This window comes from Mycobacterium sp. TY815 (assembly GCF_030755135.1).
In the GTDB taxonomy this organism is placed as follows: Bacteria; Actinomycetota; Actinomycetes; order Mycobacteriales; family Mycobacteriaceae; genus Mycobacterium.
Map to the genome: position 1 here is coordinate 3,260,378 of NZ_JAUFRX010000001.1, position 24,170 is coordinate 3,284,547.

Annotated in this window: 30 protein-coding genes; 12 read left to right on the forward strand and 18 right to left on the reverse strand. The window is 67.1% G+C overall.

Annotation, left to right across the window (positions count from 1 at the left end; genetic code table 11):
• Positions 1-86: 86 nt before the first annotated feature.
• Together eccD and mycP are read left to right on the forward strand one after the other, a co-directional pair.
• A complete protein-coding gene (gene eccD / locus QXK92_RS13930; protein WP_306242184.1) occupies positions 87-1,418 on the forward strand; it encodes a type VII secretion integral membrane protein EccD in 1,332 nt (443 codons plus the stop codon).
• The gene (mycP, locus tag QXK92_RS13935) at positions 1,415-2,725 is read left to right on the forward strand and encodes a type VII secretion-associated serine protease mycosin (protein WP_306242185.1); all 1,311 of its coding nucleotides are present in this window, start codon (positions 1,415-1,417) and stop codon (positions 2,723-2,725) included. The genes eccD and mycP overlap by 4 nt, the downstream gene beginning before the upstream one ends.
• Here mycP and eccB read toward each other — a convergent pair.
• A complete protein-coding gene (gene eccB / locus QXK92_RS13940) occupies positions 2,690-4,060 on the reverse strand; it encodes a type VII secretion protein EccB (RefSeq protein WP_306242186.1) in 1,371 nt (456 codons plus the stop codon). The genes mycP and eccB overlap by 36 nt on opposite strands.
• Positions 4,061-4,179: 119 nt before the next feature.
• Between eccB and QXK92_RS13945 the strand changes: the two genes are divergently transcribed.
• Both QXK92_RS13945 and QXK92_RS13950 read left to right on the forward strand, forming a co-directional pair.
• The gene (locus QXK92_RS13945; RefSeq protein ID WP_371934168.1) at positions 4,180-4,998 is read left to right on the forward strand and encodes a cutinase family protein; all 819 of its coding nucleotides are present in this window, start codon (positions 4,180-4,182) and stop codon (positions 4,996-4,998) included.
• A gap of 30 nt (positions 4,999-5,028) precedes the next feature.
• A complete protein-coding gene (locus QXK92_RS13950) occupies positions 5,029-5,667 on the forward strand; it encodes a cutinase family protein (protein ID WP_306242187.1) in 639 nt (212 codons plus the stop codon).
• On the opposite strand, the gene truA is transcribed toward QXK92_RS13950, so the two are convergent.
• The 8 genes from truA to infA all read right to left on the reverse strand — a co-directional run bounded on the left by truA (position 5,664) and on the right by infA (position 10,292).
• Positions 5,664-6,551: a tRNA pseudouridine(38-40) synthase TruA gene (gene truA, locus QXK92_RS13955; protein WP_306244424.1), complete on the reverse strand. Its 888-nt coding sequence runs from the start codon at positions 6,549-6,551 to the stop codon at positions 5,664-5,666. The two genes, QXK92_RS13950 and truA, sit on opposite strands and share 4 nt — an antisense overlap.
• Positions 6,505-7,101 carry a 50S ribosomal protein L17 gene (rplQ, locus tag QXK92_RS13960; protein WP_306242188.1) on the reverse strand — a complete coding sequence of 199 codons (597 nt, stop codon included), beginning with the start codon at positions 7,099-7,101 and terminating at the stop codon, positions 6,505-6,507. The genes truA and rplQ overlap by 47 nt, the downstream gene beginning before the upstream one ends.
• Positions 7,102-7,179: 78 nt before the next feature.
• On the reverse strand, positions 7,180-8,223 hold the full coding sequence (locus QXK92_RS13965; protein ID WP_055579866.1) for a DNA-directed RNA polymerase subunit alpha: 1,044 nt from the start codon (positions 8,221-8,223) through the stop codon (positions 7,180-7,182).
• Between the two features lie 77 nt (positions 8,224-8,300).
• A complete protein-coding gene (gene rpsD / locus QXK92_RS13970; RefSeq protein ID WP_306242189.1) occupies positions 8,301-8,906 on the reverse strand; it encodes a 30S ribosomal protein S4 in 606 nt (201 codons plus the stop codon).
• A gap of 23 nt (positions 8,907-8,929) precedes the next feature.
• Positions 8,930-9,343, reverse strand: coding sequence for a 30S ribosomal protein S11 (rpsK, locus tag QXK92_RS13975; RefSeq protein WP_065043539.1), 414 nt, complete (start codon positions 9,341-9,343; stop codon positions 8,930-8,932).
• A 3-nt stretch (positions 9,344-9,346) separates the two neighbouring features.
• A complete protein-coding gene (gene rpsM, locus QXK92_RS13980) occupies positions 9,347-9,721 on the reverse strand; it encodes a 30S ribosomal protein S13 (RefSeq protein ID WP_036352829.1) in 375 nt (124 codons plus the stop codon).
• 180 nt (positions 9,722-9,901) lie between these two features.
• Positions 9,902-10,015, reverse strand: coding sequence for a 50S ribosomal protein L36 (rpmJ, locus tag QXK92_RS13985; protein ID WP_003886927.1), 114 nt, complete (start codon positions 10,013-10,015; stop codon positions 9,902-9,904).
• A 55-nt stretch (positions 10,016-10,070) separates the two neighbouring features.
• Complete coding sequence (gene infA, locus QXK92_RS13990; protein ID WP_003418601.1) at positions 10,071-10,292, reverse strand: translation initiation factor IF-1; 222 nt, start codon at positions 10,290-10,292, stop codon at positions 10,071-10,073.
• A 238-nt stretch (positions 10,293-10,530) separates the two neighbouring features.
• On the opposite strand from infA, the gene QXK92_RS13995 reads away from it, so the two are divergent.
• From QXK92_RS13995 to rfbC, 4 genes are read left to right on the forward strand one after another with little or no spacing between them, the layout of a single operon-like run.
• Positions 10,531-11,373, forward strand: coding sequence for an LLM class F420-dependent oxidoreductase (locus tag QXK92_RS13995; protein WP_306242190.1), 843 nt, complete (start codon positions 10,531-10,533; stop codon positions 11,371-11,373).
• 19 nt (positions 11,374-11,392) lie between these two features.
• Positions 11,393-12,265, forward strand: coding sequence for an LLM class F420-dependent oxidoreductase (locus QXK92_RS14000; RefSeq protein WP_306242191.1), 873 nt, complete (start codon positions 11,393-11,395; stop codon positions 12,263-12,265).
• 11 nt (positions 12,266-12,276) lie between these two features.
• Complete coding sequence (gene rfbB / locus QXK92_RS14005; RefSeq protein WP_306242192.1) at positions 12,277-13,272, forward strand: dTDP-glucose 4,6-dehydratase; 996 nt, start codon at positions 12,277-12,279, stop codon at positions 13,270-13,272.
• Position 13,273: 1 nt separating this feature from the next.
• The gene (gene rfbC, locus QXK92_RS14010) at positions 13,274-13,882 is read left to right on the forward strand and encodes a dTDP-4-dehydrorhamnose 3,5-epimerase (protein WP_306242193.1); all 609 of its coding nucleotides are present in this window, start codon (positions 13,274-13,276) and stop codon (positions 13,880-13,882) included.
• Positions 13,883-13,948: 66 nt separating this feature from the next.
• Here rfbC and QXK92_RS14015 read toward each other — a convergent pair whose 3' ends face one another.
• On the reverse strand, positions 13,949-14,230 hold the full coding sequence (locus QXK92_RS14015; RefSeq protein WP_306244554.1) for a hypothetical protein: 282 nt from the start codon (positions 14,228-14,230) through the stop codon (positions 13,949-13,951).
• On the opposite strand from QXK92_RS14015, the gene QXK92_RS14020 reads away from it, so the two are divergent.
• Positions 14,178-14,468 (forward strand): lipoprotein LpqH, encoded by a 291-nt coding sequence (locus QXK92_RS14020; RefSeq protein ID WP_306244425.1) that lies wholly within the window; start codon positions 14,178-14,180, stop codon positions 14,466-14,468. The two genes, QXK92_RS14015 and QXK92_RS14020, sit on opposite strands and share 53 nt — an antisense overlap.
• On the opposite strand, the gene QXK92_RS14025 is transcribed toward QXK92_RS14020, so the two are convergent.
• Positions 14,431-14,838, reverse strand: a complete 408-nt coding sequence (locus QXK92_RS14025; protein ID WP_306242194.1) for a hypothetical protein — start codon at positions 14,836-14,838, stop codon at positions 14,431-14,433. The genes QXK92_RS14020 and QXK92_RS14025 overlap by 38 nt on opposite strands.
• 16 nt (positions 14,839-14,854) lie before the next feature.
• Positions 14,855-15,499: a class I SAM-dependent methyltransferase gene (locus tag QXK92_RS14030; protein WP_306242195.1), complete on the reverse strand. Its 645-nt coding sequence runs from the start codon at positions 15,497-15,499 to the stop codon at positions 14,855-14,857.
• A gap of 126 nt (positions 15,500-15,625) precedes the next feature.
• On the opposite strand from QXK92_RS14030, the gene QXK92_RS14035 reads away from it, so the two are divergent.
• From QXK92_RS14035 to mmsB, 3 genes are read left to right on the forward strand one after another with little or no spacing between them, the layout of a single operon-like run.
• A complete protein-coding gene (locus QXK92_RS14035) occupies positions 15,626-17,146 on the forward strand; it encodes a CoA-acylating methylmalonate-semialdehyde dehydrogenase (protein ID WP_306242197.1) in 1,521 nt (506 codons plus the stop codon).
• A gap of 4 nt (positions 17,147-17,150) precedes the next feature.
• On the forward strand, positions 17,151-18,311 hold the full coding sequence (locus QXK92_RS14040) for an acyl-CoA dehydrogenase family protein (protein WP_306242198.1): 1,161 nt from the start codon (positions 17,151-17,153) through the stop codon (positions 18,309-18,311).
• A gap of 9 nt (positions 18,312-18,320) precedes the next feature.
• A complete protein-coding gene (mmsB, locus tag QXK92_RS14045; protein ID WP_306242199.1) occupies positions 18,321-19,205 on the forward strand; it encodes a 3-hydroxyisobutyrate dehydrogenase in 885 nt (294 codons plus the stop codon).
• A gap of 1 nt (position 19,206) precedes the next feature.
• On the opposite strand, the gene QXK92_RS14050 is transcribed toward mmsB, so the two are convergent.
• Genes QXK92_RS14050 through secY form a run of 6 tightly spaced genes read right to left on the reverse strand, consistent with a single transcriptional unit; the run spans position 19,207 to position 23,727 of the window.
• Positions 19,207-19,707, reverse strand: coding sequence for a MarR family transcriptional regulator (locus QXK92_RS14050; RefSeq protein ID WP_306242200.1), 501 nt, complete (start codon positions 19,705-19,707; stop codon positions 19,207-19,209).
• A 25-nt stretch (positions 19,708-19,732) separates the two neighbouring features.
• Positions 19,733-20,440: an anti-sigma factor gene (locus QXK92_RS14055; protein WP_306242201.1), complete on the reverse strand. Its 708-nt coding sequence runs from the start codon at positions 20,438-20,440 to the stop codon at positions 19,733-19,735.
• Between the two features lie 40 nt (positions 20,441-20,480).
• Positions 20,481-21,014, reverse strand: a complete 534-nt coding sequence (locus QXK92_RS14060) for a sigma-70 family RNA polymerase sigma factor (RefSeq protein WP_306242202.1) — start codon at positions 21,012-21,014, stop codon at positions 20,481-20,483.
• Positions 21,015-21,053: 39 nt separating this feature from the next.
• Positions 21,054-21,857 (reverse strand): type I methionyl aminopeptidase, encoded by an 804-nt coding sequence (gene map, locus QXK92_RS14065; protein WP_306242203.1) that lies wholly within the window; start codon positions 21,855-21,857, stop codon positions 21,054-21,056.
• A 2-nt stretch (positions 21,858-21,859) separates the two neighbouring features.
• Positions 21,860-22,405 (reverse strand): adenylate kinase, encoded by a 546-nt coding sequence (locus QXK92_RS14070; protein WP_306242204.1) that lies wholly within the window; start codon positions 22,403-22,405, stop codon positions 21,860-21,862.
• Positions 22,402-23,727 carry a preprotein translocase subunit SecY gene (gene secY / locus QXK92_RS14075; RefSeq protein WP_306242205.1) on the reverse strand — a complete coding sequence of 442 codons (1,326 nt, stop codon included), beginning with the start codon at positions 23,725-23,727 and terminating at the stop codon, positions 22,402-22,404. The genes QXK92_RS14070 and secY overlap by 4 nt, the downstream gene beginning before the upstream one ends.
• Positions 23,728-24,170: the final 443 nt, after the last annotated feature.

Here is a 24,170-nt window from a genome sequence, read left to right on the forward strand (position 1 = left end):
CGACGTTAAGCGGCAACCAGATTCGCCACAATTCAGCTGTGGACAACGGGACACGGCTCAGCCGGGAACCGCTTAACGTGCCGGGGGTGTCTGAATTCGATCCGGATCTGCGCCGCGTCGCAGTCCACGCCGACAGCGCCTCCGTCGACCTGACGTTGCCGGCAACCGTGCCCGTCGCGGAGTTGATCCCGGCGATCGTCGACGCGCTGGGTGGTGCGACCCCGGGGACGCGCTACCACCTGGCGCGGCTCGGCGCCGCGCCGCTGCCGAACTCGACGACGTTGCGGCAGATCGGAATTCGTGACGGGACCGCACTTGTGTTGAGCCGGCAGGCTCCCGCGCCGCCCGCCATACGCTACGACGATGCGGCCGACGCGGTGTCCGCGGCCCTGGGCAGCCCGACACAGTCCTGGCAACCGATGACCGCCGCACTGGCCGCGGTCTGCTTCGCGGCCACGGCCGCGCTGGCACTGCTGCGCGCCGCGTCCGGCGCCGCTCGGCACAGCGACACCGCCGCCGCGACGGCCGCCGCCACCGCCCTCGCGATCGTGGTAATGACCGGTGTCATCCCGCCTATTCGCCGCAACCCGATCGCCGGCCTCACGCTCAGCCTCATCGCCACCGCAGCGGCGGCGATCGCCGGTCTGCTCGCGGTGCCGGGCGCTCCCGGAGCCCCGAATGCGCTCCTCGCTGCCATGGCTGCCGGCGCCACGGCGGCTCTCGCACTGCGCGTAACCCGTTGTAGCCCGGTCGTACTGGGCGCAGTCGTTTGCTGCGCGGCGACTGTCGCGGTAGCCGCCGCCCTGGCGAGCACCCTCACCGCGGCCCCACCGCACATCGTCGGGTCAGCGGCAGCGCTCGCCTGCCTCGGACTGATTGAGGTCGCGCCGCGCGCGTCGATCCGGTTGGCCGGCCTGGCACCCGGCGCCGACCAGGACGATCCACTGCCCGAAAGCGGACTGGCCGCACACGCTCAGCGCGCCGACAGTGTGCTGACCATCCTCCGGGCCGGCTTAGCGGTCGCCGCCGCCCTCGGAGCAGTGATCGCCGCGCTGGCCGCGCCCCGCGCCGTCGTGCTGGCCGCAGTCACCGGGGGCGTGCTCGTCGTGCACGCCCGGATCGACAGGCGCCGAGGTCTCGTGTTCGCGGCGGCTGGAATCACCACGTTGGCAACCACATTGGCGATGGCCGCCCTCGGCCCACCGGCGCAGGCACCGTGGGTGGCCGGGCTGGCAGCAGTGGCCGCCGCCACCGCGATATACCTGGGTTTCGTCGCTCCTGCCGTCACCGTGTCGCCAGTCACCCGCCGCGGTGTCCAGGCACTGGGATGCATCGCGCTCACCCTGGTCGCCCCGGTAGCGTGCTGGACAAGCGGCGCGTTCGACGCCGTCCGCGGATTGAATCTGCTCCGCACGTGAGCACCGTCCGGCTGGTGCGCCCGTTGCTCGCCGCGCTGCTGGTGTCCCACTGCGCAGCACCGCAGGCGCATGCGGTCGCGCCGCCTGCGGTCGACGAGAAGTGGTTGCCGGCGCCGGCATCACCGTCACCCCCGCACCCCACCGTCCAACGGGAGACGTGCGCGGTGGCCGGTGCGGAACCCGACAGTGCCGACGCTGCGACACAATTCGCGGGGTTCGACCTGCCGCAGATCTGGCAATTCACCCGCGGCGCCGGGCAGCGGGTCGCGGTCATCGACACCGGCGTGCACCGGCATCCACGACTGAAGGATGTCATCGCCGGTGGTGATTACGTAGCCACCGGCGACGGCACCCAGGACTGCGACGCCCACGGCACACTGGTGGCCGGAATAGTCGCCGCCACAACCGATCCCGCCTTCACCGGGATCGCACCCGACGTCACGGTGATCAGCATCCGCCAGTCCAGCGCCAAATTCGCGCCGACCGCCGGCCGGTCCGGCGAGGGTGTCGGCGACGTGGTAACCCTGGCCCGCGCGGTGCGCACCGCCGCCGACCTCGGCGCCACGGTCATCAACATCTCGTCGGTCGCCTGCGCCCCGGTAGACCGGGCACCGGATGATCGCGCGCTGGGCGCCGCACTTGCCTACGCGGTGGATGTCAAGAACGCCGTCGTGGTGGCGGCGGCCGGAAACACCGGCGGTGTGACGCAGTGTCCGCCCCAACCGGCCGGCGTCACCCGGGACACTGTCGCGGTGGTGGTCAGCCCCGCCTGGTACGACGATTACGTCCTGACTGTCGGTTCGGTTGATTCCCAAGGCAATCCGTCATCCTTCACGCTCCCCGGGCCATGGGTGGATGTCGCGGCGACCGGTGAGGGCGTGACATCGCTCGACCCGGACGGTGACGGACTGGCCAACCGGGTCAACGACAAGCCGATCTCCGGCACCAGCTACGCAACTCCGGTCGTCAGCGGACTGGCCGCCCTGGTCCGGGCGCGATTCCCGGAGTGGACCGCCCGCCAGGTGATGCAGCGCATCGAGGCGACCGCGCACCATCCGCCGGCCGGATGGGACCCTTGGGTGGGCAACGGCACCGTCGACCCGCTGGCGGCGGTCACCACCGACATCCCTGCGGCGGACGCTGCCGGCCCCAAACCACTGGCCATGTCGTTACCTGCCGCGAACCCGGGCCCGGACAACCGGTCCCGCACGCTGACCGGGGCCGCGATCTGCCTGGTTCTGCTTGTTGCCGCGCTGGGGACACGTCGCCGGTCACGGCCCCGTCGCGACAGTGTCGCGGACGACTGACGCCTGCTCCCGGCTCAACTCCGGCCCGCACGGCAACGCGGCGAGCACTGGCCACGGCGCCGGCACCGGCCGAGCCGGCAGTCCGAGGAGGCGAGCCGCTTCGTCGTCGTGGATCGCGAAGCGCACGCCGGTGTCGGTCACCAGGTAGCGCGTGTCGACCCGGGTTCGGTTGCCGACCTGGCTTTGAGTTGCGACGTAGGCGCTGTGGCCCGCGGCGATGGAGAACCTGTCCACCGACGGCCCGCGCCCGTCGGCTTGCGCCAGAGCCACCGGCGCCGCGGCCGGCGCACGCTGGGTGGCCAGGAATTCGATGGCCGGCGGACCTGACGGGGTGGGCTCCCACACCGCGCACCACGTGGCACCACCGGGATCCGCCGGGACCTGGTCGGGGATCGCCGAGACCGGCAATGAGTCGACGTTGGGAGCCGCACGCAGCAGGCCGGGTGCGACGGTGGTGACGTCGGCCGAGCCGGTGAACCGAAGCATGTCCGCGACGACCGGGCTGATTCGCTGTACTCCGGCGGTCAGCACAACGTAGAACTCCTCGCCCGCGGCCCGTGTGATTCGCAGCACATCACCGACCCGGAATCCCGGCAGCCAGCCGCCTGCCGGCGCGCCCGCGCTACGGATGCGGGGAACCGTGACGGGCAGCGCCTCCGGTACCGCGTTCAGCAAAGTCTGGGAGACCAGATGCGGGGCCCGGCCCTGCAACCTCAGTGCGCGCACCGCGGCCCGATCGGCCAGGTCCACCAGCGCGCGCCGCCCGTGGTACAGCAGGTAAGCCGGCGCGCCCGTTCCGGCGGCGACCAGCAGCGCCTGCCCGGCATTCACGCGGCCGACCGGCAGATCCGCGCCCAGCAGGACCGTCGTTCCCTCGTCTGCCTCGGCGTCACACACCGTCCATAACGACTGCTGCGCCGGCAACGCCGGGACGATCAATTGTGGCGCACCCGGAATGCCCAGCAGCGGACCGCGTTTAGTGCGGGCCAGCACCGCCTCGGGTACCGGCAGCGGATTGGCATCGGCCGTCGCGATCAGGCGCGCCGATGCCAGATTGAGCACCGGGTGCCAGGTGTCGCCCACCTTCACATACAGCGCCCCGGACGTCTGACCCATCGCGATGCGCGCGTCGCCCAGACCCGGCTGCGGCCACAGCCGGCTCAGCAACACGCAGCCCGCCAGGGCGATGACGGTCAGCACACAACCGATCGCCAGCGAACCCCGCGCCGGTCCGGCGGGTGAGTCGTCGCCGGGGCTCAGCAATGCGCGCTCGAGGCGCCGCAACTGACAGCGGTAGCCGCTGACGTGCAGCCAGCTCACCGCCTGCCGAGGCACCTGTCCCCCATCTTCTCGCCCGATTCCCCCGCTACGGTAGGCCGCCAAGCGGCGGTGTTTACACGTTCATCCACAGCTGCGGAGGTTTTGCTCCGGCGCTCCGCGGGTAAAATTTCGGCGTGTATCAGCACTTCATTCGCCTTGCCGGTCGGGCCGGTGTAGGCCTCGCAGCCCTGTCCGCCGCTGTCCTGCCGGTCAGTCCGCTTGCCGCCGCACCATCCGCATGGGCAGACGACTGCCCCGACGCCGAGGTGGTCTTCGCCCGGGGAACCAATGAGGCACCCGGCCTCGGACGGGTCGGCGATGCGTTCGTGGACTCGCTGCGCGAACAAACCAGCGGCCTCAACATCCGCACCTACGGCGTGAACTATGCGGCCAGCAAGTTGCAGCTGCACGGCGGCGACGGGGCCAACGACGTGATTTCCCACGTGAAGTCGACGGTGTCCGCCTGCCCGAACACCAAGATCGTGTTGGGTGGCTACTCCCAGGGCGCGTCGGTGATGGACATCGTGGCCGGAGTTCCGATCGGCGGCATCAGCTGGGGCAGTTCACTGCCACCCGAGTACGTCGGCAACATCGCTGCGGTCGTCACCTTCGGCGACATCGCCGACCGGGCGGGCGGCTCGCTGCCCACCAAGAGCACCCTTCTGGGGTCCAAAGCCGTCGACTACTGCAATCCGCAGGACCCGATCTGCCATGCGGGCTCCGGTAACGAGTGGAGCGGGCACACCGAGGGGTACGTGCCCTTCTACACGACGCAGGGCGCCGCTTTCGCTGCGCCGAAGATCATGAACGGTGTCCCGCACATGCCCGGACAGCTCCCAGCGCCGCTGGTTCCCCAGATCCCTGGCACAGTGCCGCAGAATCCCGCGCTCGCCCCGCAGGTGCCCGGCACGCCCAGCGCCCCTGTCCAGCAGCCCGTCGTTCAGGTGCACTGACGCACTGTCAATAACGCCTAACATTGGGGCATGAGATGTGCCCCCCTGGGTCGGTTGGCGGCCGCCGCACTCGCGGCGGCCGCACTCTTGCTCGCCCCTCCACTGGCACCGCCGGCGAAGGCGGCCTGCCCGGATGTCGAGGTGATCTTCGCCCGCGGCACCGGCGAACCACCCGGTCTCGGCAGGGTGGGCAACGCCCTGGTTGGGACACTGCGCCAGCAGACCGGTCGCAACATCGGCGCCTACGGCGTGAACTACCCGGCCAGTAAAGACTTCCTCGCCGCCACCGACGGCGCGAACGACGCCAGCGACCACGTCCAGCAGATGGCCAACGCCTGCCCCGACACGCGGCTGGTGCTCGGTGGATACTCCCAGGGCGCCGCGGTCATCGACATCGTCACCGCCGCACCGCTGCCCGGCCTCGGTTTCACCGAACCGCTGCCGCCGGAAGCGGCCGACCACGTCTCGGCGGTCACTCTGTTCGGCAATCCGTCCGGCCGGGCCGGCGGCTTGTTGACCGCTTTGAGCCCGCAGTTCGGCGGCAAGATCCTCAACCTGTGCAATGAGGGTGACCCCATCTGCTCAGACGGCAACCTGTGGAAAGCGCACCTGGGCTACGTGCCCGGCCTGACGAACGAGGCCGCAAACTTCGTGGCGGGCAAACTCTAACGGGGCGAACGGATATCGCGGGTGATCAGGTTTCGGGCAGCTAGCTGGTCATCCGGCGGGTAGTCCACTCCGACCAGGGTCAGACCTTGCGGCGGAGCAGCCGCGAAATCGCTGGACCGGCTTGTCGCACTGAGGAGTTCACCACACCACCGCGGCTCTCGCCGATGCTCGCCGACGGCCAGCAGGGCACCGACCAGGGAGCGCACCATGGACCAGCAGAACGCGTCGGCGCTCACCTGCGCGGTGACCAGATCCCCGTCGCGCGTCCAGTCGAGGCGTTGCAGCTCGCGGATGGTGGTCGCGCCTTCCCGATGCCGGCAGAAGGCGGCGAAGTCGTGCAGGCCCAGCAGTTCTCGTGATGCGCTGGTCATGGCATCGAGGTCCAGCGCACGCGGCCAGGCGGTGACGAACCGCGCCTGCTGCGGCATCACGCCGTAGGGTGCCGTGCACAGCCGGTACACGTAGTGCCGCCGCAGTGCCGAAAATCGTGCGTCGAAACCCGTTGGTGCTCGGTCGATCTCGATGACCCGGACGTCGGCCGGGAGAAACCTGCCGAGCCGGCGCACCAGCGATCCGAACTCGGGATCGCCAGCGCGGTCAGAGCGCGAGTATGCGTGCGGCACAGCCTCGACGGGAACATCGACATGGGCGACCTGCGCGGTGGCGTGGACACCGGCGTCGGTGCGTCCGGCCGCGCGCAGGCGTACCGGCGCGCGGAACACGGTCGTCAGCGCCCCGTCGAGTACGCCGGCGACCGTGCGTTGCCCGGCTTGCGTCGCCCAGCCCGCGAAATCAGTTCCGTCGTAGGCGATATCGAGCCGCAGACGGACGACCTCACTAATTCTCGGGAGCCTCGTCAGCCTCGGTCTCGGTGGCCTCGCCAGCCGACTCGGTCTCGGCGGCGGACTCGGCCTCGGCGGCGGACTCGGTCTCGGCGGCCTCAGTGGCCTCCTCGGCGGTCGGGCCGACGGCCTCTTCCGGCTCCACCGCGGCCTGCGGTGCGGCCGCAGCGGCCACCGGTGCCGCCTTCTTGGACGCGCCGACGCGGCGGGCTCGGTCGGCCTCCGAGGTCACCGTCTTCTCCCGCACCAGCTCGATCACGGCCATGGGGGCGTTGTCGCCCTTACGGTTCTCGACCTTGATGATGCGGGTGTAGCCGCCGTCGCGGTCGGAGAAGAACGGACCGATCTCGGCGAACAGGGTGTGCACCACGTCCTTGTCGCGGATCTTCTTGAGCACCTCACGCCGGTTGTGCAGCGTGCCCTTCTTCGCGTGGGTGATCAGCTTCTCCGCGTACGGCCGCAATGCCCGCGCCTTGGGCTCGGTGGTCTTGATCCGGCCGTGCTCGAACAGCGACGTGGCCAGGTTGGCCAGAATCGCCTTCTGGTGCGAGGACGACCCGCCGAGGCGGGGACCCTTGGTGGGCTTGGGCATTGCGACTGTCTCCTATGTGGGGCCGACCCCCGTATCAGGTAGGGCCGGGACGAACTCTTGTCAGATTTGTCAGAGCTGTTAGAGCTGTTCGGTTTCGGCGTAGTCCTGGTCGTCGTAAGCGCCCTCGGTGGACCAGGTGCCGGTGGCGACGTCGTAGCCGGCGACTTCGGACGGGTCGAAGCTCGGCGGGCTGTCCTTGAGCGACAGACCCAGCTGGTGCAGCTTGACCTTCACCTCGTCGATCGACTTCTGCCCGAAGTTGCGGATGTCGAGCAGGTCGGACTCGGTGCGCGAGACCAGCTCGCCGACCGTGTGCACACCCTCGCGCTTCAGGCAGTTGTACGACCGCACGGTCAGGTCCAGGTCGTCGATGGGCAGCGCGAACGAGGCGATGTGGTCCGCCTCGGCCGGTGACGGCCCGATCTCGATGCCCTCGGCCTCGACGTTGAGTTCGCGTGCCAGACCGAACAATTCGACCAGCGTCTTACCGGCGGAGGCCAGCGCGTCACGCGGGGTGATCGAGCTCTTGGTCTCCACGTCCAGGATCAGCTTGTCGAAGTCGGTGCGCTGCTCGACACGGGTGGCGTCCACCTTGTAGGTCACCTTGAGAACCGGCGAGTAGATGGAATCGACCGGGATACGGCCGATTTCGGCACCCGACGCCCGGTTCTGCACCGCCGGCACGTAGCCGCGGCCACGCTCGACGACGAGCTCGACCTCGAGTTTGCCCTTGTCGTTCAGGGTCGCGATGTGCATCGACGGGTTGTGCACGGTGACACCGGCCGGCGGCACGATATCGCCCGCGGTCACCTCACCCGGGCCCTGCTTACGCAGGTACATGGTGACCGGCTCGTCCTCCTCGGAGGACACCACCAGGCTCTTGAGGTTCAGGATGATGTCGGTGACATCTTCCTTGACGCCAGGCACAGTGGTGAACTCGTGCAGGACGCCGTCGATGCGGATGCTGGTGACGGCCGCGCCGGGAATCGACGACAGCAGCGTGCGCCGCAGCGAATTGCCAAGGGTGTAACCGAATCCCGGCTCCAGCGGTTCGATGACGAACTGGGACCGGCTGTCGGTGAGGATGTCCTCGGACAGGGTGGGACGCTGAGAAATCAGCATGTGTTTCTTCTTCTCCTTCTCGGCACCCGCTATTTGATGCCGTTGAGGGTTTCCGAGCCGGCTGGCTCGAAAGTCCGTTACTTCGAGTAGAACTCGACGATCAGCTGCTCGGTGAGCGGGACGTCGATCTGGGTGCGCTCAGGCAGCTGGTGGATCAGGATGCGCTGCCGCTCCCCCACCACCTGCAGCCAGCTCGGGATCGGGCGGTCGCCCGAGGTCTCCCGCGCGATCTGGAACGGCACCGTGTTCAGCGACTTGTCCCGTACGTCGATGATGTCGTACTGCGACACCCGGTAGCTGGGCACGTTGACGTGCACGCCGTTGACCGAGAAGTGACCGTGGCTGACGAGCTGGCGGGCCATCCGGCGGGTACGCGCCAGACCGGCGCGGTACACGACGTTGTCCAGCCGGCTTTCCAGGATGCGCAGCAGTTCCTCACCGGTCTTGCCCGAGTGACGAACGGCCTCTTCGTAGTAGCGGCGGAACTGCTTCTCCATCACGCCGTAGGTGAAGCGGGCCTTCTGCTTCTCCTGCAGCTGCTGGCGGTATTCGCTCTCTTTGACCCGGGCACGGCCGTGCTGGCCGGGCGGGTAGGGCCGCTTCTCGTACGACTGGTCGCCACCGACGAGGTCGGTGCCCAGCCGGCGGGACTTGCGCGTGACGGGTCCGGTATAACGAGCCATTTCTATTCTCCTCCTAGACCCTGCTAGACCCTGCGTCGCTTGGGCGGACGGACGCCGTTATGCGGCTGGGGAGTGACGTCAGATATCGCGCCGACCTCCAGGCCGGCGGCCTGCAGCGACCGGATCGCGGTCTCGCGGCCCGAACCCGGGCCCTTGACGAACACGTCGACCTTCTTCACGCCGTGCTCCTGCGCCTTGCGGGCGGCGTTCTCCGCGGCCAGCTGAGCAGCGAACGGGGTGGACTTGCGGGAGCCCTTGAACCCGACGTGACCCGACGACGCCCAGGCGATGACGTTGCCCTGCGGGTCGGTGATGGTCACGATCGTGTTGTTGAAGGTGCTCTTGATGTGGGCGGCGCCGTGCGGGACGTTCTTCTTTTCCCTGCGGCGGGTCTTCTGGCCCTTCTTGGGCCCCCCACTTGCTTTCTTCGGAGGCATCGGTTACCTGGCCTTCTTCTTGCCGGCGATGGTGCGCTTGGGGCCTTTACGGGTCCGCGCATTGGTCTTGGTCCGCTGGCCGCGCACGGGCAGGCCGCGACGGTGCCGCAGCCCCTGGTAGCAGCCGATCTCGATCTTGCGACGAATGTCGGCCTGCACCTCACGGCGCAGGTCACCCTCGACCTTCAGGTTCGCTTCGATGTAGTCACGCAGATGGGTCAGCTGGTCGTCGGTCAGGTCCTTGGTGCGCAGGTCCTTGTCGATGCCAGTGGCCGCCAGAATCTCGTTCGAGCGGGTGCGGCCGATGCCGAAGATGTACGTCAGCGCGATCTCCATGCGCTTATCGCGCGGCAGATCGACGCCTACTAGTCGAGCCATAGGTGGCGTTTCCTCTTTCTCAGCGGAGGTCTTTTCCCAGTCCGTTCCCGCCCCCCGAAGGATTTGAGCGGGGCCCGGCCTCCGTCCGGACGTGTCTGAGCGGCGTATCCGCTCAGTGGTGCTGGGAGGTCAGCATTCAGTTGTGCAGGTTGCCGGCGTGCGGCAACAGCGGCGTCCGGCTCAGCCTTGCCGCTGCTTGTGGCGCGGGTCCTGGCAGATCACCATGACCCGTCCGTGCCGACGGATCACCCTGCACTTGTCACAGATCGGCTTGACGCTGGGGTTCACCTTCACGGCAGTCTCGGTCCTGTTCTTCTCTGGAGCTACTTCTGTTGGGCGTTGTCAGTTGCTACTTGTAGCGGTACACAATGCGGCCCCGGGAGAGGTCGTAAGGCGACAACTCCACCACCACCCGGTCCTCGGGCAGGATGCGGATGTAGTGCTGCCGCATCTTGCCGCTGATGTGGGCGAGCACCTTGTGGCCGTTTTCCAGCTCAATGCGAAACATGGCATTGGGCAGGGGTTCGACCACGCGACCCTCGACCTCGATGGCACCGTCCTTCTTGGCCATTACTTTTCGGAGATCCTCTACTTTTCGTCCGTACCTGGTTTGCGCAGCATTCGTCCGGACTACAAAACGTGAGCCGATTATGGAAATTCCCGAGGGAAATTCAGACAGGGCACGCAAAGAGTCGGCACGGACGCCGCACCGTTGGTCCACGATACCCGCAGCCCCGCGTTCGACGCAAAAACGCCCGGGTCCCCTGGGCCGAGGAATAGGCGGCGCCGCCCTGCCGGTTGGTGAAACCATGACCGCTTCTGCTGACAGCAAGCCCGATCTCGGCCGGTTCGGATCGTTCGGACGCGGCGTCACGCCCCAGCAAGCCAAAGAAATCGAAGCCCTGGGTTACGGGGCGGTCTGGGTGGGCGGCTCGCCGCCCGCGGAACTGGATTGGGTGGAGCCGATCCTGGACGCGACGACAACGTTGCAGGTAGCGACCGGGATCGTCAACATCTGGACGGCCCCGGCCAAGCCCGTCGCCGAGTCGTTCCACCGGATCGACAGGGCCTATCCCGGCCGTTTCCTGCTCGGCATCGGCGTCGGTCACCGCGAGGCGGTCAGCGAATACCGCAAGCCGATCGATGCCCTCACCGGGTATCTGGACCAGCTCGACGACTACGGCGTCCCCGCCAATCGCCGGGTGGTGGCCGCGCTGGGGCCGCGGGTTCTCCAGCTGTCCGCGCAGCGCGGCGCCGGCGCGCACCCGTACCTCACCACCCCCGAACACACGGCTCAAGCGCGCGAACTGATCGGGCCGTCTGCATTTCTGGCCCCCGAGCACAAGGTCGTACTGACCACCGACGCAGAGCAAGCCCGCGCCGTCGGACGCAAAGCCCTCGGCATATACCTCAATCTCGCCAATTACCTGAACAACTGGAAGCGGCTGGGTTTCACCGACGACGATCTGGCCAAGCCGGGCAGCGACCGTCTGGTCGACTCCGTGGTCGCCTACGGAACCACCGACGCCATCGCGGCGCGACTGCGCGAGCACCTCGACGCCGGCGCAGACCACGTGCCCGTACAGGTGCTGGCCCGCAGCGAGGACCTGGTCCCGGCGCTGGCCGAGTTGGCCGGGGCGCTCGGGCTGTAAACGGGTATAGGGAACAGCGATGACTGACTCCGTTTCACTCAAACCTGACCTGGGCAAGTTCGGTGTGTGGCTGGGCACCCGCTCGCTCGCCCCTGAACTGGCCGCCGAAATCGAGTCGCTCGGGTACGGCGCCGTCTGGGTCGGCGGATCACCGGACGCCGATCTGGCCTGGGTCGAACCCGCGCTGGAGCAGACAGAGAGGCTGCAACTGGCCACCGGCATCGTCAATATCTGGACGGCACCGGCCAAGGAGGTCGCCAAGTCCTATCACCGCATCGAAGAGGCGCATCCGGGCCGGTTCCTGCTGGGTGTCGGGGTGGGCCACCCCGAGGCGACCCAGGAGTATCAGAAGCCCTACGACGCCCTGGTCTCCTACCTCGACGAACTGGACCGGGGCTTTCAGGACGTCCCAGTGCCCACCAGCCGCCGGGTGCTTGCCGCGCTCGGGCCGCGAGTGCTGCGCCTGGCGGCCGAACGCAGCGCAGGCGCCCATCCGTACCTGACCACGCCCGAGCACACCGGGAAGGCCCGCCAACTGGTGGGAAACACGGTGTTCCTGGCGCCGGAGCACAAGGTGGTGCTTTCCGCCGATGCGGACGAGGCGCGCGCGGTCGGCCGCAAGTTCGCCGACTTCTACCTGGGTCTGAGCAACTATGTGAACAACTGGCTGCGTCTGGGATTCACCGACGAGGACGTGCGCAAGCCGGGCAGCGACCGGCTGATCGACGCCCTGGTCGCCTACGGCAGCACGGACGCGATCGCGCGCCGGCTCAACGAACATCTGGACGCCGGGGCAGACCATGTGGCAATCCAGGTGCTGGGTTCCTCACGCCCGGAGAAGCTGATACCCGCGCTCACCGAACTGGCAGGAGCGCTCGGCCTCACCGGTTAGGGTTTGTAGCCATGCGGCTGCTAGTCACCGGCGGGGCGGGCTTTATCGGAGCGAATTTCGTGCACAGCACGGTGCGCGAACACCCCGAGGACTCCGTCACCGTCCTCGACGCGTTGACCTATGCAGGACGCCGGGAGTCACTGGCCGACGTCGCAGATTCCATCAGGCTGGTGGAAGGCGATATCTGCGATACCGAGCTGGTGTCGGCGCTGGTGGCCGAGTCGGATGCTGTCGTCCATTTCGCGGCCGAGTCGCACGTGGACAACGCGCTGGACAACCCCGAGCCGTTCCTGCACACCAACGTGGTGGGCACCTTCACCATTCTGGAAGCGGTGCGACGCAACGGGGTGCGGTTGCACCACATCTCGACCGACGAGGTGTACGGCGATCTCGAGCTCGGCGACCCTCAGCGCTTCACCGAATCCACGCCCTACAACCCGTCGAGCCCGTACTCGGCGACCAAGGCCGGCAGCGACATGCTGGTCCGCGCCTGGGTGCGCTCCTATGGCGTGCGCGCCACGCTGTCGAACTGCTCGAACAACTACGGCCCGTTCCAGCACATCGAAAAGTTCATTCCGCGCCAGATCACCAACGTGCTCACCGGGCGGCGATGCAAGCTGTACGGCAGCGGCCACAACGTGCGCGACTGGATCCACGTCGAGGATCACAACAGCGCGGTGCGGCGGATCCTGGAAAAGGGCGAGTCGGGCCGTACGTACCTGATCAGTTCGGAGGGCGAGCGGGACAACCTGACCGTGCTGCGCACGATTCTGCAGTTGATGGACCGCGACCCCGACGACTTCGACCACGTCACCGACCGGGTCGGCCACGATCTGCGCTACGCCATCGACCCTTCCCTGCTCTACAACGAATTGGGTTGGGCGCCAAAGCACACCGATTTCGAGGAAGGGTTGCGCGCCACCATCGACTGGTATCGCGACAACGAATCATGGTGGCGGCCAGTCAAAGACGCCGCCGAAGCCCGTTACGAGAAGCGCGGTCAGTGAGATGAAGGTTCGCGAACTCGAGATCCCGGGCGCCTGGGAGATCACTCCGACCATCCACGGCGATCCGCGCGGCATGTTCTTCGAATGGCTCACCGACAAAGGTTTCCGCGAGGTCACCGGCCACCGGCTCGATGTGCGGCAGGCCAACTGCTCGGTGTCCGCGGCCGGCGTGTTGCGCGGCCTGCACTTCGCGCAGTTGCCGCCGAGCCAGGCCAAGTACGTGACCTGTGTGCGGGGTGCGGTGTTCGACGTCGTGGTCGACATCCGCCAAGGGTCACCGACGTTCGGCCGCTGGGACTCGGTGCTGCTCGATGATCAGGACCGCAGGACCGTTTACATCTCGGAGGGTCTTGCCCACGGTTTCCTTGCCCTGCAAGATAATTCAACGGTGATGTACCTGTGCTCGGCGGAGTACAACCCGCAGCGCGAGCACACCATCTGCGCCACCGACCCGGCGATCGGGGTGGACTGGCCGCTGGTTGACGGTGCCCCTCCGAGCCTGTCCGATCGCGACGCCGCGGCACCCAGCTTCGCCGACGTGCGGGCCTCCGGCCTGCTCCCCACCTGGGAACAGGCCCAGCGATTCGCGGCCGGCCTGCGCGACGATTGACGGCTACCTATGCGCAGAGGCAAGCGGCCATACATACTGCTTGTCAGCATCTGCTGTGCGTGCCGATCAATCGAAGGAGACACCCGTGAAGCGTGAGCTGTTGGTCGCCCTGAGCGCGACGACCCTCGTCGTGAGCATGGCCGGATGCTCGAAGGACGAGAAGTCCTCCGGCACTTCTTCCAGCTCGGCCTCCAGCTCGGCGACCTCATCGGCCCCCGCCCCGTCGTCCAGCCCTGCCGCGGCACCTGCTGCCGCAGGGGAGACGAAGGTCATCATCGGCGGCCTGCCGCAACCGGTGAGCGGAGCGGTCGTGTGCGAGACGAACCAGGGCAGATTCTCCATTGCCATCGGCGACATGATGACTGGCGTGATCGTCGGGCTGGAACAGGACGCGTCCGCGGTCCGCAGCGCCGGCCTGGGCACCGTCGACGGCGTGGTCCTCAGCTTCACCGAAGGCGCTCCCGGCAACAGCGCCAAGGCAACCAAGAACGGCAACAGCTACCAGATCACCGGCACCGCAACGGGTGTGGACAACGCGGGACAGCAGGTCAGCAAGACGTTCGAGGTCGACGCCACCTGCCCCTAGCGGCCCGCGGGGCCAATTGCAGGACCGCCCAGAGCACGACTGTCAGAACCTCGGCGCTCACGCTGATCACGGCGTGTGGTGCCGGGGTCCATCCGTGCTCGGAAAACCCGGCCAATCCGGCTGACCTCGACAGCACGAAGGCAACGAGAGATCCCCCGGCCAGCGCGGCAGCGAACCAGCAGAGCCAGGCCGGACCGCGTGCGACGATGAGGAGCGCCATCGCGAAGGAGACACTGGCCTGCACCAGGAAGGCCGGGCCGATCATCGAAATGTGCTGGTAACCATGGATATAGAGATAAGCATGACTCACGGCGCTGACCAGAAGGGCCGCGGCGAGTCCGAGGCGCAGCACTGCCGTCGTCACACTCATTGCAGTGCGGACTCTTTCAGAGCCAGCGCGCGGGGGTGCATATCAACAGGTGGGCCGGGAGATGACTCCGGTCGATTCGACGGTGGTCGACAGCGAGTCCGGCGCGATGCAGCGACTCAACCACCTCGGGCACCGGGCGAAGGTGGAAGCCGTGTCTGCTGGTCGGCATCTTCGCCATGGCGTCGGGGTCGGCCAGTCCGACGACGATGCGGCCCGAGCGACTCACCACGCGGGCGAGTTCGGTGAACGCAGGATCCAACTCGGCGACGAAGTAGATGGTGTTGACGGTGATGACGCCGCTCAGTTGGCCATCGTCGAAGGGCAGCTTTGTCAAAGACCCTTGCTGCAATATCAGGCGCCCGGACGCGATTTCACGGCGGTACCGACGCTCGGCACGGGCCAGCATTGTCTCCGAGATCTCGACACCATGGACCAGGCCCTCCCGGCCGACACTGTCGAGCAGGAACCTCAGCCCGACCCCACCGCCGAAACCGACGTCCGCCACCTCAGTTGCCGGCCGAGGCTGGAGCGCCTGCACCGCGGCGTTCACAAAGGCCCGGTTGCCACGGTTGAGGAGCATGCCGACGAACCGCCCGTGCAGCCCACTCGGGTGACCGAGCTGCTTAGCGATGCCTGCCATGACGGCGTCCCGGACAGCCATCTACCGAACGTACCGCCACGGTCACGACAGTTCGAGCCCGCGCCATGGGCTTTCCCGCAGCTTGCCAACACCTGACGCAATTACTAGGATATGCAAGTATCCTCCAGACCTGACCTTGGGACAACCATGACCACGCAGATTCCGCATTTCATCGACGGGCAGCGCACCACCGGCTCGTCCACCCGCTCCGCCGACGTCCTCAACCCGAGCACCGGCGAGGTGCAGGCCACCGTCCCGATGGCCAGCCAGGCCGACATCGATGCCGCGGTCGCTTCGGCCGCAGAGGCCCAAAAGGGCTGGGCTGCTTGGAATCCGCAGCGCCGCGCGCGCGTGCTGATGAAGTTCGTCGACCTGGTCAACAAGAACATCGACGAGCTCGCCGAGCTGCTGTCCCTGGAGCACGGCAAGACGCTACCGGACGCACGAGGCGACATCCAGCGCGGCATCGAGGTGATCGAGTTCTGCATCGGCATCCCGCACCTGCTCAAGGGCGACTACACCGAGGGCGCGGGGCCCGGCATCGACGTCTACTCGCTGCGCCAGCCGCTGGGCGTGGTAGCGGGCATCACCCCGTTCAACTTCCCGGCCATGATCCCGCTGTGGAAGGCCGGGCCTGCCCTGGCTTGCGGGAATGCCTTCGTACTCAAGCCGAGCGAGCGCGACCCCTCGGTTCCGGTGCGCCTCGCTGAGTTGTTCCTCGAGGCGGGCCTGCCGCCCGGGGTCTTCCAGGTGGTGCACGGCGACAAGGAAGCGGTCGACGCGATCCTGCATCACCCTGACATCCAGGCGGTGGGCTTCGTCGGCAGTTCCGACATCGCTCAGTACATCTACAGCCATTCAGCCGCCACCGGAAAGCGTTCCCAGTGCTTCGGCGGCGCCAAGAACCACATGATCGTCATGCCGGACGCCGACCTCGATCAGGCCGTCGACGCACTGATCGGCGCCGGTTACGGCAGCGCCGGCGAGCGCTGCATGGCCATCAGCGTCGCCGTCCCGGTCGGCGAGCAGACCGCAGACCGGTTGCGCGCCAGGCTGGTCGAGCGAATCAACGGCCTGCGCGTCGGACACAGCCTGGACCCGAAGGCCGACTACGGCCCGTTGGTCACCGAGGCCGCACTCAACCGGGTACGTGACTACATCGGCCAGGGCGTGGAAGCCGGTGCCGAACTGGTCATCGACGGACGCGAACGCGCCAGCGACGACTTGACTTTCGGCGACGCCAATCTCGAAGGCGGTTTCTTCATCGGACCGACGTTGTTCGATCATGTCACTCCGGACATGTCGATCTACACCGACGAGATCTTCGGGCCCGTGCTGTGCATCGTCCGCGCCCACGATTACGAAGAGGCACTGCGGTTGCCGTCCGAGCACGAGTACGGCAACGGCGTGGCGGTCTTCACCCGTGACGGCGACACCGCGCGCGACTTCGTCGCCCGGGTGCAGGTCGGCATGGTCGGCGTCAACGTGCCGATTCCGGTTCCGGTGGCCTATCACACCTTCGGCGGCTGGAAGCGGTCCGGTTTCGGCGACCTCAACCAGCACGGTACGGCGTCGATCCAGTTCTACACCAAGGTCAAGACCGTCACCTCCCGCTGGCCCTCCGGCATCAAAGACGGTGCCGAATTCGTCATCCCCACAATGAATTAGCGACATGTTTACCCTCAACGACGAAGAACGGGTGATCACCGAGACGGCGGCAGCCTTCGCCGACAAGCGGATGGCGCCCTACGCACTGGAATGGGATGCCACCAAGCACTTCCCCACCGACGTGCTGCGCGAAGCCGCCGAGCTCGGGATGGCGGCGATCTACTGCCGCGACGACGTCGGCGGCAGCGGACTGCGCCGCCTCGACGGGGTGCGCATCTTCGAGCAGCTGGCTATCGCCGACCCGGTCACCGCGGCGTTCCTGTCCATCCACAACATGTGCGCCTGGATGATCGACCGCTACGGCACCGACGAGCAACGCAAGGCGTGGGTGCCGCGGCTGGCGAGCATGGACGTCATCGCCAGCTACTGCCTCACGGAGCCCGGCGCGGGCTCCGACGCCAGCGCGTTGAGCACGCGGGCAGTGAAGAACGGCTCGGATTACGTGCTCGACGGGGTCAAGCAGTTCATCTCCGGCGCCGGGGCATCCGACGTCTACGTCGTGATGGCGCGGACGGGCAGCGAGGGCCCGCGCGGCATCTCCGCCTTTGTCATCGAAAAGGACACGGCGGGGCTGAGTTTCGGCGCGCTCGAGGAGAAGATGGGTTGGCATGCCCAACCCACCGCGCAGGTGATCCTGGACGGCGTGCGGGTGCCGGCGGACGCCATGCTGGGCGGGACCGACGGCGAGGGCACCGGATTCGGCATCGCGATGAACGGCCTCAACGGCGGACGGCTCAACATCGCCGCCTGCTCGCTGGGGGGCGCCCAGTCCGCCTTCGCCAAGGCGGGCGGCTACGTCCGCGACCGTCAGGCATTCGGCTCCGCCCTGCTCGACGAACCCACCATCCGGTTCACCCTGGCCGACATGGCCACCGGACTGGAGACATCGCGAATGATGTTGTGGCGGGCGGCAAGTGCGCTCGATGAAGATGCCGCCGACAAAGTCGAGTTGTGCGCGATGGCCAAGCGCTACGTCACCGACACGTGCTTCGAGGTGGCCGACAAAGCGCTCCAGCTGCACGGCGGCTACGGCTATCTGCGCGAGTATGGTCTGGAAAAGATCGTCCGCGACCTGCGGGTGCATCGGATCCTGGAAGGGACCAACGAAATCATGCGGGTGGTCGTCGGCCGAGCCGAGGCCGCGCGCTTCCGGGCCAGCGCCTAGAAGGGCACTATGACAACACGTCTCGCGATCGCGTTCTTGGGGCTCGGCAACATGGGCGGGCCCATGGCGGCGAATCTTCTTGGCGCGGGCCATCTCGTGCGCGGCTACGATCCGGTACCCGCAGCCGCCGCCGCAGCGGCCGACAAGGGCGTGACCCTGTTCGACACCGCACCCGAAGCGGTAGCCGACGCAGACGTCGTCATCACGATGCTGCCCAGCGGCGAGGTGGTCAAACGTTGCTACGCCCAGGTGCTGCCGGCCGCACGCCACGGGGCGCTGTTCATCGACAGCTCCACCATCTCCGTCAACGATGCCCGCGAGGCGCACGCGCTGGCCGGGTCGCACGGAATGCAGCAACTCGACGCACCGGTCTCCGGTGGGGTGAAGGGCGCGACGGCCGGCACGCTGGCGTTCATGGTCGGCGGTGAATCCGACGCCCTGGAACGTGCCCGCCCGGTGCTGGAACCCATGGCGGGCAAGGTCATTCACTGCGGAGCCGCCGGCGCCGGCCAGGCCGCCAAGGTCTGCAACAACATGGTGCTGGCGGTAGAGCAGATCGCGATCGGCGAGGCGTTCGTCCTGGCCGAGAAGCTCGGCCTGTCGGCGCAGTCGCTCTTCGACGTCATCACCGGGGCAACCGGCAACTGCTGGGCGGTGCACACCAATTGCCCGGTGCCAGGCCCGGTTCCGACATCACCGGCCAACAACGATTTCAAGCCCGGCTTCGCGACGGCTTTGATGAACAAGGACCTGGGCCTGGCCATGGACGCGGTGGCCTCCACCGGTTCGGCTGCTCCGCTGGGCACCCACGCCGCCGAGATCTACGCTCGATTCGCCACCGACCACGCCGACAAGGACTTCAGCGCGGTCATCGAAATGCTGCGCAACGGCTGAGTCAGAAGTCACCGGCGTTGCGGCGCAACGTCTCGATGGACGACACCAACGCGCTGGACTCGGAAGCGTCCATACCGATATCGGCGAACACCTGCTCGTTGAGGGTCACAGTGGCATCCTCGACCGTCGAGCGGCCCAGTTCGGTGATCTCCACCAGCGTGGTGCGCCCGTCGGTGGGGTGCGGCGCCCGCCGTACCAGTCCATCGGATTCCAGCCGCCGGATCGCATGCGTGACGCTGGTGACGTGCACCTGCAGGCGATCCGATGCCTTGGTGATCGGCAGCGACCCGGTCCGGCTGAACGCGAGCAAGCGCAGCAACTCGTAGCGGGAGAAGCTCAGATCGTAGGGACGCAGCGCGGTCTCGACGCGGGCCAGCAGGATCTGGTGCGCGCGCATCACTGACGTCACCGCGACCATGCCCTGCGAGACATCGCCCCATCCGGCGCGTTCCCAGTTGGTTCGCGCCACGGCGATCGGATCGCGCTTGTGAGAGTCGGCCACGCCCTTTCTTACCGCACCGGGCAAGCTAGATCGAACGCTCGAGCAGAACTTGGCCGCTGTCGGCGGCGACCACCCGCACCGAGGCGATCTGATCCATCGGCGTCGAGATGCTGCCCGCCGGGGTGGCCATATGGCCGGGTTCGGCCACCCAGGTCGCCAGCCGGGTCTGGCTGCCGTCTCGACCCACCACCACCATGGCCAGCGTGTCGTGATGGGCATCCGGCGGAGCCAGGCAGAAGCACTGCAGGTTGATGAAGGTGCCCCAGTGCTCGTTGGACAGTGACACCGTCGAGGTCAGCATCTTGGTGCCCACCTGCGCCATCGGCTGCGCCGCGACGGCCACCGGCTGCGACTGCGTCCCGACATAGGTGTTGACCCCCACCAACACACCGATACCCAGTACGACGGCCGCCGCAGCGGAGGCCAGCCAGGTCAGCCGGGTACGGCGACGGCGCCAGCGCACCGCCTCCAGCAATGACGGCACTAGCTCCGGTGTCCTCGGCGCCGGACCGGGCTCGTTGATCGCGACCACGTCTTCGCGGCTCAGCTGCGACAGCAGCGCCGGTACCCCGCTGAGTTCGGCGACGGCTTCGCGGCACGACGCGCAATCCGCCAGATGCGTTTCGAATTCCCGCCGTTCGGCAGCCGACAGCGACCCCAGCACATAGGCGGCATCCCACGTCGCGTAGCGGTGCGGGTCGCCGGGCTGATCGTGTCTCACCTGTCCCGTCATGTCATCCACCTCCTGTCACGCTCAAGCTTGGGGAGCCGCGTCATCGCGTGACTCCCAGTTCCTGCAGAGTGAGCCGCAGCGCGCGCACGGCATAGTGCAGGCGCGACTTCACGGTTCCCTCTGCGATTTTCAAATCTGCCGCAATCTGGGCGGTGGTCCAGCCACGGTAGTACGACCGCTCGATCACGGCGCGGTGCTCGACCGACAGCTGGGCCATCGCCTCGGCGATCAGCAGCCGGTCCAGCGCCGCATTGACCTCGTCCGGCGTGGACTGTTCCGGCGTGCCCTCTTCGTCGGTCGAGCCGACGACGTTGCGGTACCGGGCGCTGCGGCGATCGTCGATGATCATGTTGCGGGCAACGGTGAACAACCATGCCCGCGCCGAGCGCTCGGTATCGCCGATGACCTCCGGATGCTGCCAGGCCCGCAGCAGCGTCTCCTGGACGACGTCCTCGGCTTGACTGGCGTCTCCGGTCAATCGCAACGCATACCGCCACAACACCGCAGCGTGTTCGTCATAGAGCGCTTTCATCAGAGCGGCCTCAGCAGCCCCGGTGCCGGCCACACGAGCCACCTGATCACCTCCCGCTACTCACACGAGTCAAGAAGGCGGTTAGTTCAAAAGCGTAAGAACACGCGGGCCATCTTCTGTCACGGCCACGGTGTGCTCCCAGTGCGCGGCGCGGGAGCCGTCGACGGTGGTGACCGTCCACTTGTCGTCGAGGACGACGGTCTTTCCAGTTCCCAGCGTCAGCATCGGCTCGATGGCCAGCACCGAGCCCACCGCCAGCGCGGGACCCCGGCCGGGCGCTCCCTCGTTGGGCAGGAAAGGATCCATGTGCATCTGCCGGCCGATACCGTGGCCGCCGTAACCTTCGACGATGCCGAATGCGCGGTCGTAGCGGGCCGCGGCGGCATGGGTACCGGTTTCGATGGCATGCGCGACGTCGGTCAGCCGGTTACCGACGACCATCGCGGCGATTCCGGCCTCCAGCGATTCCCTGGTCGCCTGCGACAACGCCGCGTCGGCGGGGATCAGGTCGCCGACGCCGAATGTGACTGCCGCGTCGCCGTGCCAGCCGTCCAGCACCGCCCCGCAGTCGATCGACACCAGGTCGCCCGGTACCAGAACCTCGGCAGCGGACGGGATGCCATGCACGACACGGTCATTCACGGACGAACAGATAGACGCCGGGTAGCCGTGGTAGCCGAGGAACGACGGGATGGCGCCGGCTTCGCGTATCACCGACTCGGCGATCTCGTCGAGACTCAGCGTGGAGACACCCGCTACCGCAGCCGCTTGAACGGCCTTCAGCGCGGCGGCGACAACAGCGCCGGCCGCGGCCATCGCATCGAGCTCACCGGCGGTCCGCTGCGGTACCACTTTGCGGCCCCGCAGCCGTGCCAGGGCGCCCACGATTACTTGCCGAGAGCTTGGAGCGCGCGGGCGAACACCTCATCCAAGCTACCGACGGCGTCGACAGTCTTCAGCTCGTCGCTGTAGTAGTCCAACAACGGGGCGGTCTCTTCCCGGTACACCTTCATCCGGTTGCGGATGACCTCTTCGGTGTCGTCGGCGCGGCCACGGCCCGTCAGCCGGGTCAGCAGCTCGTCCTCGGAGACCCGGAATTCCACCACCGCGTCGATGTCGGTGCCGCGGCGCTCCAGCATCTCGTGCAGCGCCTTGGCCTGTTCCACCGATCGCGGGTACCCGTCGAGGATGAAGCCGTTCGCGGCGTCCGGGTCATTGAGCCGGTCGTCGACGAGTTCGTTGGTCAGCGAGGAAGGCACCAGGTCGCCGGCGTCCAGATAACGCTTGGCCTCGACGCCGAGCTTGGTGCCTTCTTGGATATTGCTGCGGAACAGTTCGCCGGTCGAGATGTGCGGAATCCCCAGCTTTTCGGCCAGCTTCTCTGCTTGCGTCCCCTTGCCCGCCCCAGGCGGTCCCAGCAATACCACTCTCACTTGAGGAACCCTTCATAGTTGCGCTGCATGAGCTGACTCTCGATCTGTTTGACCGTATCCAACCCGACGCCAATCATGATCAGAACCGCGGTACCCCCGAAGGGTAGATTCTGTATCCCACCGCTGTTGCCGATCTGCAGGAACAGGTTGGGCAGCACGGAGATGACACCGAGGTAGATCGAGCCGGGCAGGGTGATCCGGCTCAGCACAAAGCGCAGATAATCGGCGGTCGGGCGCCCGGGACGAATGCCGGGAATGAAGCCGCCGAATTTCTTCATTTCATCGGCACGCTCATCGGGATTGAACGTGATCGACACGTAGAAGTACGTGAAGAAGATGATCAACCCAAAATAGATGCTGATGTACACCGGGCTACTCGGGTCGGAAAGGTAGCTTCCGACGAATTTGTCCCACCAACTGTGACCGCCACCGCCACTGCCACTGCGGACCAGCTGGGTGATCAGATTCGGAATGTAAATCAGCGAGGACGCGAAGATGACCGGGATGACGCCGGCCTGGTTGACCTTCAGCGGAAGATAGGTCGAGGTGCCGCCATACATCCGCCGGCCCACCATCCGCTTGGCGTACTGGACCGGGATGCGCCGCTGGCCCTGCTCGACGAACACCACGCCGACGATGATGACCAGCGCGGCCGCACAGACGGCCGCGAAGATCATGCCACCCCGGCTCTGCAGGATCTGATTGCCCTCGGCGGGAATGCGGGCGGCGATGCCGACGAAGATCAGCAGCGACATGCCGTTGCCGATACCGCGCTCGGTGATCAGCTCGCCCATCCACATCACCAGTGCGGCGCCGGCCGTCATCACCAACACGATGACGATCTCGGAGAAGATGGTCTGGTTGGCCAGGATGTCCAGGGAGCAGCCCTGCAGCAGCCCGCCGTTGGCGGCCAGCGCCACGATGCTGGTGGCCTGCAGGACGGCCAGCGCGATCGCCAGGTAACGCGTGTACTGCGTCATCTTGGCCTGCCCGGCCTGGCCTTCCTTGCGCAGCTCTTCAAAACGCGGGATCACCACGGTGAGCAGCTGCACGATGATGCTCGCGGTGATGTAGGGCATCACCCCCACCGCGAAGACGGTGAGCTTCAGTAGCGCTCCGCCGGAGAACAGGTTGATCAGCGAGTAGATCTGACCGGCCTGGCCACCACTGGCTTCCTTGATGCACTGCTGCACGTTGGGGAAGTTCACGCCGGGTGAGGGCAGCGCGGCGCCGACGCGGTAGAGAACGACGATGCTCAGCGTGAAGAGGATCTTCCGTCTCAGGTCGGCTGTCCGCAGCGATGAGATGAAAGCCGAAAGCACTCTTCCTCCTGCGCAGCCGAACTCTGGTCGCGGCATGCCAACCGGGACTGGCCGGCTGGTTCCAATGTCTGACGTTGTCTAGGTCTGATACTTCCTGGGTTCATCCCGCGTCACGTGCCCAACACCAGCAGGCCAGGACGTACGGCCTGCAAGATCCAAGCGCGTCAAACCGTGTACGAGACTAACAGCTGGTGCGCGCCGGTCCGTCCAGGGTGGCCTCCGCTTACCGAAGCGCGCCGGTTTCCGCGTGACGACGATGCACGGCGCAGCCGTGCGGAGGAGTCGCGCAATCCAGCTTCCGCGTGACGACGATGCACGGCGCAGCCGTGCGGAGGAGTCGCGCAATCCAGCTTCCGCGTGACGACGATGCACAGCGCAGCCGTGCGGAGGAGTCGCGCAATCCGACCGAAGCGTACAGTCTGGGTAGTTCGTTATATTTGCTA